We start from the raw sequence: 8,552 nt of genomic DNA, 5'->3' as shown, positions 1-8,552 counted from the left end.
ACAGCGTCGCCCCGAGGGCACGCCGACTCCCGGGGGAACAGCGGGCAAGGCGAGACCCAGCAGCGACATCGTCGCGATGCGGCTCGCTGACCGCCCCCAGGAAAGCGGCGTGCCGGACAGGGCGGCTCGAAGGGCAATGAAAGCAGATGAGCGTCATCCCATCCGGGACGACGCTCATCTGCTTAAAATCATTTGAAGTTTTTCAGTGCCCTCTTGCGAGAGCAATCGGGTCTTTTGCTGAACAGACTCGAGCCTGTAGACACCGTCTGCAGGCTTTTAGGATACAAAAAACCACTTTTGGCGGGGGACCAAAAGTGGCGTAAGCGTTATGTGATCCGTTCATCGGGGAAACGAACGAATCGGACGTGATGAACCCTAAAGATGTGCCTCGTTTCATGGGGAATGAAACGATGGGGCATCTTCGCTGAAGTAGGATGCTTGATGGACTAAGGGGGAACATCAGACGCATGCTATTCCAGCAGCGGGAAACGAGTGGGGAAACTCGCTCATCACTTTTTTCTCGGGTGTGACAAGTTCAAAACGCGATTGGCTCGGGGAAGCCATTCGATCGCTACAGGTGTAACAAACGTTACAATACTGCTTGAACTCGATATGATGTTATCACGTCTGTGACTTGTCGACAAGTGTCGAATCTTCTGTTCACAAAATGTTCAAATTGTCAGAGGTATGTCCTCCAACATCGAACGAGCAGCAAACTGTCCTGAAAGCGTCACCATTGGACTGCCGCCGCCAGGATGGGTCGATCCACCCGCAAACCAGATGTTCGAGACGTCTTCCGAGCGCGAGGCCGGACGGAAAAACGCACCTTTTTTCGAGTTTGCTGACGTTCCGTATAACGAGCCATAATACGCATAAAAATCACGCGTCAAGTCAAGCGGGGTCACGCGGCGGTGGAACAAGACGTCAGCATCGTCCCAATCGACGCCGAATGTGCGCAGCCGTCGACGGATCAAATGTTCGTACGTCTCGGCATCGATGTCGGTCAAGTGGGCCGGAGCGTTGACGAGGATGAACAGATTGTCCCCGGCCTCACCCATGGACGGGTCGGTGTAGGCCGAGTTCGAGATGTAGATCGTCGGCTCATCGGCGTAGCGTTCTTCGTCGAACAAGGCACGGAACTCAGCCTCGTAATCGTCCGAGAAGTAGACGTTATGATGGGCGAGATTTAGACGTTTGTTCAGTCCGACCATCATGACGAAAGCAGAGACGGATGGCTCGACCGTATCCCGGGTCGGTACCGGGAACGATGGACGATGGACCGCATCGACGAGCCGGGGATATTGGGTCAATAGCTCCCCGTTCAAAAGGACGGCATCGCAAGACATGACTTCTTCATGGTCGATGACGACAGCATGCGCCTTACCGTTCATGACTTCAATCTTTGTGACTTCATGGCCGAGTCGGAACTCGACACCGAGCTCGCTCGCGCGTTTGGCGAAACCTTTGGCGATCGTCCAGTTCCCGCCTTTGGCGAAATAGACGCCGTCGTTCAACTCAAGATGTGAGATCAAGGCGAACGTGCCGGGCGTAACGTAAGGACTGCTGCCGATATACGTCGCGTAACGGTCGAGTGCTTGGATGATGCGCGGATCTTTAAAATATTTTTTATGGAGCGCGTGCAAACTCTTAAGCGGATGGACCTTCATCATATCGGCCCAAAGACCGGTGTCGATTTTTGTGTCCATTCGAGTGAAGAAACGATTGTTGGCAATCTCAAATAGCTTTTCAGCCTCGTCCAAGTACGCCGCCAATTGATTTTTGTCGGCTTTGTCACCGGTCAAGCGCCGGACTTCAGCTTCCATTTGTTCCCGTTCGGAGTGGAATGTGAACGTCGACCCGTCGGAGAAGTGATTGACCGTATGCGAGTCGAGTTTGACGAGTTCAAAATAATCCTCTGGGTTGGCCCCGCTGTTCCGGATGACGGAACGGAACACGTCCGGCATCGTGATCGTGTTTGGCCCGAAGTCGAAGCGGTGACCGTCCGTGATGATCGGCATGAGCTTACCACCGACGTGCTCATTTTTTTCGATGACGGTCACATCGTACCCGCGAGCCGCTAGTGTGACGGCGGCGCTCAGGCCTCCGAGACCGGCCCCGATAATAGCGATTTGTTTCATTGCAATGCGCCTCCTAACAATTTTCTAATGATACATCCGGCCTTTCCAAGTGATCGGTTTTCGTCTCCATTTTCGGACGACCGCGTTCGTGAGTAGGACGAGGTAGGCGACCAGACTGAACGGATGGAGCCAAAAATGGCGCCCGCCCGACTTCAAGTCGATGGCTAGCCGTGCGAACAAGACGAACAGGCTCGCTCCGAGCGATATCCAGTCTGGTCGGATGAGCAGGAAGATGAACGCCGATAACTGGACGCCGTAGTAAAGGGAAAAATAAAGGGCGATGCCCACTGCTTCATTCATTCCCTTGAATACGTTTTTTGAAAACCCGTTCCAGACTTCCTCGTTCGTCGCATACATATCGCACGTGATATAAGGTGAGACGTTGACGAGCGACGTCACTTTTTTACGGCGCTTAAATTCGCGGCATAAATCGATATCATCAATCAGGGAGTCGTGGATCGAGGCGTGACCGCCGACTTCCTCGTAACTAGTCCGTTCGACCAAGACGTTCATCCCGTTCGCGGCGGCGAAGGCGGGATGTCTCACTTTTCGCCAAAACAGCGGCAAGTGCTGGGCGATCAAGACGTGTTGCATCGGAATGAGCAGTTTACCGAGCCACGTCGGCGTCGGGAAACGGGGGAAGCCGGATAAAAAGACGGCGCCTTCCCGGACGAGCGTTCCGTGCATGCGGCCGACGAAGCTCGGGTCGATGGTCACATCGGCGTCGAGAAACAATAAGTAAGGTTCACGTGTCTGTATCGCCAATTGATGACAGGCGTGTACTTTTCCGGACCAGCCGTCGGTGAGCGGAACACCGCGCAAGATCGTGAACCGGTCGTCTGAAGCGATTTCCCGCACGAGCGCGTCATACGTCCCGTCCTCAGAGCGATCCTCATATAAGTAGACGTGACAGCCGGCGGTGAGGGCCGGCTTTAAACTGTTGATTAATTTCGGGACGTTCCGCTCCTCGTTGCGGAGTGGGACGCAAAGCGCGGTCGGCGGCACCGGAATCGGGGCCGTGAGCGGACGAAGAAATGCCAAGTTGACCAACGTGAAGAGAAACATGAGTCCAGTGAGCACGAATAGGATCATTGTTGCCTCCTCCCGATGTTGAGCAAGTGCTCTGTCCAGTCGGCGAGCCCGCGTCGTGGCGGGAACAACGACATGTATCGGTCCGACTGGGCGATCACATCGTAGCGCGTGTCATCATAGAGCCGTTCGAGCGCCGCGGCGAGCTCTTGCTTTTGCTCCCGGCGTGTCGTCGAGACAACGGTATGGGTCCGGAACCGGACGTAGACGACCGGAGACGCATGAGACGCGAACGCGTAGTAGATGGCACAAAGCCGGACCTCAGGTTTTGCGAGTAGCATCGTCGCACCCGTCCCGATCTCAAGCGGCCGGTGCTCTTGTGGGTATTCACGGCCTTGCGGGAACACCCACACCGATTTCCCGACGGACAAGAGCTGATTGGCATAGTTGAGAGAAGCGCGAATGTCGGATAACTTCCCTTTTTTGATGGAAAAGGCGCCTAAATGACGGAAGAACGGAAAGCGTCGCAATCCGTCCTCATCCATCAGGACGTGAACGTCGTGCCGTAAATAATACTCGTTCAACATGAGCAAGATGAGTCCGTCCCACCACGAGCTGTGCGTGCTTAAAAAGAGGCCCGGCGTCGGAACGTCATCAGCCCGAACGTTGATCGTGTGAAAGAACGGTCGGATCTGGTGTTCTTTGACGAACGTTGAAAAGATGTTACTGAACCATTTCTTTTTGTTCGCTTCGATCATGACGCAACCTCCGTTCCAAATAGATGACGCTTGCCGTTACAATACTTAACACACCGATCCCATAAAGACCGGCGTTGACCGCGGTGACACCGAACAAAGCGTGAAGCATGACGAACAAGTAGCGTCCATGCATGAGTAAAGTCGGCTCCGCTTCGACTTCGAAGCGGTCGAGCAACCATGAGAAGATGAGCGACAGTCCGAACCATCCGACGAAGTTTTGCGTCGGGATGTCATAATAGAGACCATCATTGGCCCATTCCCAGTAGCCTTTCACGTTGGCTGCGACCGGATCGATCGCCATGTCTAACCAGACCGCCAAAAACGGGACGAGCCAGAGCGTCCGTCGCTTGAACGCGAACAGGCGGGCGACAGCGAAGCTTGCGCCGATGACGGCGAGCCAGGCCGCACCAATCGTGACCGGTACGCCGAACACGGTCGGACCGAACGCTTCGGCATAAATATACTCGCTGAACGGGAACCCGGTTTTGACACCGAGCGTCTCGACGGCGATCGAGCCGAAAAAGATGAACGGCACGATGAAACGGGCGTGACGGACCCCGTCGGCAATGACAAATCCTCCGATGAGACCGGCGAGCCATAAGAAGACCGGGTTCGCCCATTCGAGCCAACTCGGCAGTAAATCAAAGCCGACGAGAACAACGCCGACGACGTACCAGACTAAAAATAATTTCCAAATCCATGGATACACTTTCATCAAATCACCTCACCTTCTATTCTAAAGAGGTTTTCGACATCCGTCTAATGAATGCATGCACAAAAAAAGAGCCCCTGCTAGAGGGACTCATCAATTCGCCATGCGCTTCCGTTTTTTCACAAATGAGAAAGCGATGAACAGGATGTAGAACGGGATGGCGATGAACCAAAACGTCGGCCATTCTTTCCACCGGGCGAACGTCATATACGTCAAATAGACGAGACTGAACGTGATGATGAACGAGTGACGCGGCAACGGTACGTCTTTAAAACTCGGAATACGAACCCGGCTCACCATGAGCAAGGCGAGACCGGTAAAGAAGATCGGGGTGAGCAGTTCGTTGACGCGATCGCCAAACGTCGTCACGACGGCGAGCAATCCACCGGCTGCCGTGATCGGGACGCCTGAGAAATAGCTTGCCGTGACGTTCGTCGCCGACAAGTTGAACCGGGCTAGGCGATAGGCGCCGAAGAGCGGGAACAGGGCGGCGAAGAAGAGCCCGTAATTCCCGTAATCGATAAAGAACGTATAGTAAGCAAGTAACGCCGGGGCGACGCCGAACGTGACGACGTCAGCGAGCGAATCAAGCTCTTTTCCGAAGTCACCGTCTACCCCGAGCATACGGGCGAGACGGCCGTCGAGGCTGTCGAGCATCATCGCGATGATGATCAGGAGTGTCGCATTCGAGAAATCGCCGCGCGCGGCGTAGACGATGGCGAGGACGCCACAAAATAAGTTACCGAATGTAAATGAGTTAGGAACCCACGAACGGATTCGTTCTTTCCACATAGTATTGCCTCCATCTTTGTCATTGAGTGAACCAGCGGCCGTCCGTGAAGCGGATCAAGTCGTCCGGTGTTAATTCGATTTGATAGCCACGTTTTCCGGCCGAGATGATGATCTTGTCTTTTTGTTTCGCGCTGTCATGCAGGAAGACGGGGAAACGCTTTTTCGCTCCGATCGGTGAGACGCCGCCGCGGATGTAGCCGGTCAGCGCTTCAAGCTCTTTCATCGGGACGGGCGACGCTTTCTTCGCGCCCCACGCTTTAGCGGCCGCCTTTAAATCGATATCTAAATCTCCTGAGATGAGGAAGAAGGCGTACTTCCGTTGCTCGTTCTCGAGGCAAATCGTCTTATACAGTTGGTCGAGCGGCTTATCGAGTGATGCGGCGACATGTTTTGCGGAGACATCGGACTCATCCACTACATAAGAATGATAAGTGAACGGGATGTTCCGTTGTTTTAATTGTCTTGCGGCATTCGTCAGTTGCACCAGTCCCACCCTTTCGTTGAACGACTCCTCTAAGAATAGCAAATAGTGGTAGCGTCGGGCAATCGAACTTGAAAAGTTTTGGTGTCAGGAAGGAAACAGAATGGACGATAGAGAAATGAACAGTGATTCATTTTTTTAAAAGGGGGATTATTTCATGGAAACAATTCAAGTGGAACGGCACAACGGGGTAGGCTGGCTCAAATGGAACCGTCCGGAAAAATTGAACGCGCTGAACGAGACGTTGTTACGCGAAGCGAGACAGGCGCTCGAACAACTTGAAGCCGACGAATCGGTCCGAGTCATCGTGCTGATCGGGGAAGGGCGCGCCTTCTCGTCCGGTCAAGATTTGACGATCGAGAGTGACGCCGATTATGGCACGTATTTAGAGGACGTCTACCATCCGCTCGTCCGGGCACTCTCGGATTGCCGGAAGCCAATCATTGCCGGCATCCACGGTGTCGTCGCTGGGGCAGGACTCAGTCTAGCGCTTGCGGCCGACGTTCGCCTCGTCGCCCGTTCGACGAAGTTCAGCTCGGCGTTCATCAAGATCGGCCTCGTCGCAGACGCCGGTGGGCCATATCATTTGCGTCGTTTGATGCGCCAAGACGTCGCGCTCGATTGGGTGTGGAGCGGCAGCACGATCGACGCCGAACAAGCTGAGGCGTTCGGTCTCGTCACTGAACTGATCGAGGATGAGGCGTATCTTGCCCGTCTCACGGCCTACGCCGAGACGCTCGCGGCAAAATCACCGACGGCCGTACAAGGGATGAAGGCGCTCCTTCGCGAGTCATCGTTTGAAGACGGGCTCGCGCAAGAGATCCACTGGCAACGGGAATGCGGCAAGACCGAGGTGCATCAACGGGCGATGCAAGCATTTTTAAGTAAAAAATAAGGGAAGCGGTCGTGTTGACCGCTTCCCTTATTCGTTCAAGAGGATGGTTTGGCTTCGAACTGGAAGCCTTTTTGTTGCCACTTGCCGTACTTCCACCGTCGGAAAGCGAAGAAGCCGCGGAACCACTCGTCGAGCGAGAACGCAAGCCAAATCCCGAGCACACCGAGTCCCAAATGAATCCCGAACAAGTAACTGAAGACGACGGCGACGCCCCACATCGAGGCGACCCCAATCATGACCGGGAAGCGGACGTCTCCGACCGACTTGAGTGACCCCATCAGAACGATGTTCATGGCGCGACCCGGCTCAAGAATGAGCGTCGCCCATAGGATCGGGATACCGACGGCGATGATGTCCGGGTTCGACGTGAACAAGCCGAGCAAGGATTTCCCGAACACGGCGAGGCCGAGCGAGGCGACGAGCGAAGAGAACATGGCAATCTTCAACGTCCGGACTGCCCGGGTATACGCCTCCTTGAACCGCTTCCCGCCGACGTCGCGGGCAATCAATAGCTGTGTCCCTTGGGCGATGGCGACCGTGAACAAAAATGCGAGCATCGATAAGTTCATCACGTAGACGCGAGCGGCGAGCGAGGCGTCACCCATCGTCGCGATGAAGCCGGTGATGACAATTTGTGAAAACTGGTACGACAAGTTCTCTCCTGCCGAAGGAACACCGATTTGTAAGAGTGCTTGAATATCATCGCGTTTTGGACGAATCAACTCTTTGAGCGGGAACCGCATCATGAGGCGGCGTTTGACGATCCAAAACAACAATATCATGGCCGACAAACGAGCGATGACGATGGCCCAGGCGACACCGGCGACACCCGTCACTGGGAGACCGAACCAGCCTGTCACGGCGAGCATGGCTCCTGCTGCCGTGATGACATCGATCAAAAGCGTCGCGAGCATGGCATGTTTCGTCATGCCGTGGCTGCGCAACACCGCGCTGAGCGCCATGATGAGCGCTTCGGTGAAGAGCGATAAGCCGACGATTTGTAAGAACAGCAGACCGTAACCGAACAGCTCATCCGACAGACCGAACAAGCGAAGGAACGTCTCGCCGAACAAGAAGACGACGACGACCATGACGACGCCGAGCCACATGTTCAAGCTGACGGCAGAGCGGGCAAAGTCCCGGCTCTTCTTCATCCGACCGGCACCGATCGCCTGACCGATCAAGATCGTCGCACCGACCGAGGTGACGCTAAAGACGATCAAGAAGACGTTCAACAATTGGTTGGCGACGCCGACCGCGGAAGCGGCGGCATCGGAATACTGGGCGAGCATGAGCGTGGCGATGATCCCGGTCCCCATGTGGAGCGCGAGCTCGATGAAGATCGGCCACGAGATTTTAAATAGGCTGAGCTGTTCGGTGTTTTTGGTTGGCATGAATGTTCCCCTTTTGTTCAAAAATTCTTTATATGAAATATTTATCTTTTAAAAATTACAATGGTCATGTTACTCCTTTTGAAATGAAAAAGAAAGAGATTTGCCAAATTATTTTCAACAAAAAAAACCACCCAAGCAAATGGGGAGGGCACTGAAAAACCTCCGCTCTATCCGAGCGTGAACAGAAAAAAGGGCGATTGGACCGACTCAAGTCGGGACAATCGCTCTTTTTCCTTGCCCTTATCCTGTTTTTTCTTTTGAGAGGGTGATGATCCGCTTCAGGTTTACCGCGATGATCGCCATCACGCTCTGTAACGTCATGCCTTTCAGGTCTGACGTTTTGTTTCGCGCCA

The 8,552-nt window shown here is 54.3% G+C and carries 8 protein-coding genes; 1 reads left to right on the top strand and 7 read right to left on the bottom strand.

Features of this window, described 5'->3' with window-relative positions; all coding sequences use genetic code 11:
* Positions 1 to 671 precede the first annotated feature (671 nt).
* The 6 genes from EVJ32_RS15715 to ybaK form a co-directional block, all read right to left on the bottom strand.
* A complete protein-coding gene (locus EVJ32_RS15715; RefSeq protein WP_131459106.1) occupies positions 672 to 2,138 on the bottom strand; it encodes a phytoene desaturase family protein in 1,467 nt (488 codons plus the stop codon).
* Positions 2,139 to 2,162: 24 nt separating this feature from the next.
* Positions 2,163 to 3,230, bottom strand: a complete 1,068-nt coding sequence (locus EVJ32_RS15710; protein ID WP_131459105.1) for a glycosyltransferase family 2 protein — start codon at positions 3,228 to 3,230, stop codon at positions 2,163 to 2,165.
* Complete coding sequence (locus EVJ32_RS15705) at positions 3,227 to 3,925, bottom strand: lysophospholipid acyltransferase family protein (RefSeq protein ID WP_131459104.1); 699 nt, start codon at positions 3,923 to 3,925, stop codon at positions 3,227 to 3,229. The genes EVJ32_RS15710 and EVJ32_RS15705 overlap by 4 nt, the downstream gene beginning before the upstream one ends.
* Entirely contained in the window at positions 3,891 to 4,640 is a 750-nt protein-coding gene (locus tag EVJ32_RS15700; protein ID WP_131459103.1) for a carotenoid biosynthesis protein, read from the bottom strand. Before EVJ32_RS15700 ends, EVJ32_RS15705 begins: the two co-directional genes overlap by 35 nt.
* A gap of 90 nt (positions 4,641 to 4,730) precedes the next feature.
* A complete protein-coding gene (gene pssA / locus EVJ32_RS15695) occupies positions 4,731 to 5,429 on the bottom strand; it encodes a CDP-diacylglycerol--serine O-phosphatidyltransferase (RefSeq protein ID WP_016508135.1) in 699 nt (232 codons plus the stop codon).
* 19 nt (positions 5,430 to 5,448) lie between these two features.
* Complete coding sequence (ybaK, locus tag EVJ32_RS15690) at positions 5,449 to 5,913, bottom strand: Cys-tRNA(Pro) deacylase (protein ID WP_131459102.1); 465 nt, start codon at positions 5,911 to 5,913, stop codon at positions 5,449 to 5,451.
* A gap of 154 nt (positions 5,914 to 6,067) precedes the next feature.
* On the opposite strand from ybaK, the gene EVJ32_RS15685 reads away from it, so the two are divergent.
* On the top strand, positions 6,068 to 6,805 hold the full coding sequence (locus tag EVJ32_RS15685) for an enoyl-CoA hydratase/isomerase family protein (RefSeq protein ID WP_131459101.1): 738 nt from the start codon (positions 6,068 to 6,070) through the stop codon (positions 6,803 to 6,805).
* A 35-nt stretch (positions 6,806 to 6,840) separates the two neighbouring features.
* Here EVJ32_RS15685 and EVJ32_RS15680 read toward each other — a convergent pair whose 3' ends face one another.
* Positions 6,841 to 8,199, bottom strand: a complete 1,359-nt coding sequence (locus tag EVJ32_RS15680) for an MATE family efflux transporter (RefSeq protein ID WP_131459100.1) — start codon at positions 8,197 to 8,199, stop codon at positions 6,841 to 6,843.
* Positions 8,200 to 8,552: the final 353 nt, after the last annotated feature.

The sequence above is a fragment of the Exiguobacterium sp. SH5S4 genome (genome assembly GCF_004337045.1).
Classification (GTDB): Bacteria; Bacillota; Bacilli; order Exiguobacteriales; family Exiguobacteriaceae; genus Exiguobacterium; species Exiguobacterium aurantiacum_A.
The sequence above is the reverse complement of the archived record's forward strand: the minus strand, read 5'-3'. Positions and strand labels throughout refer to the sequence as shown.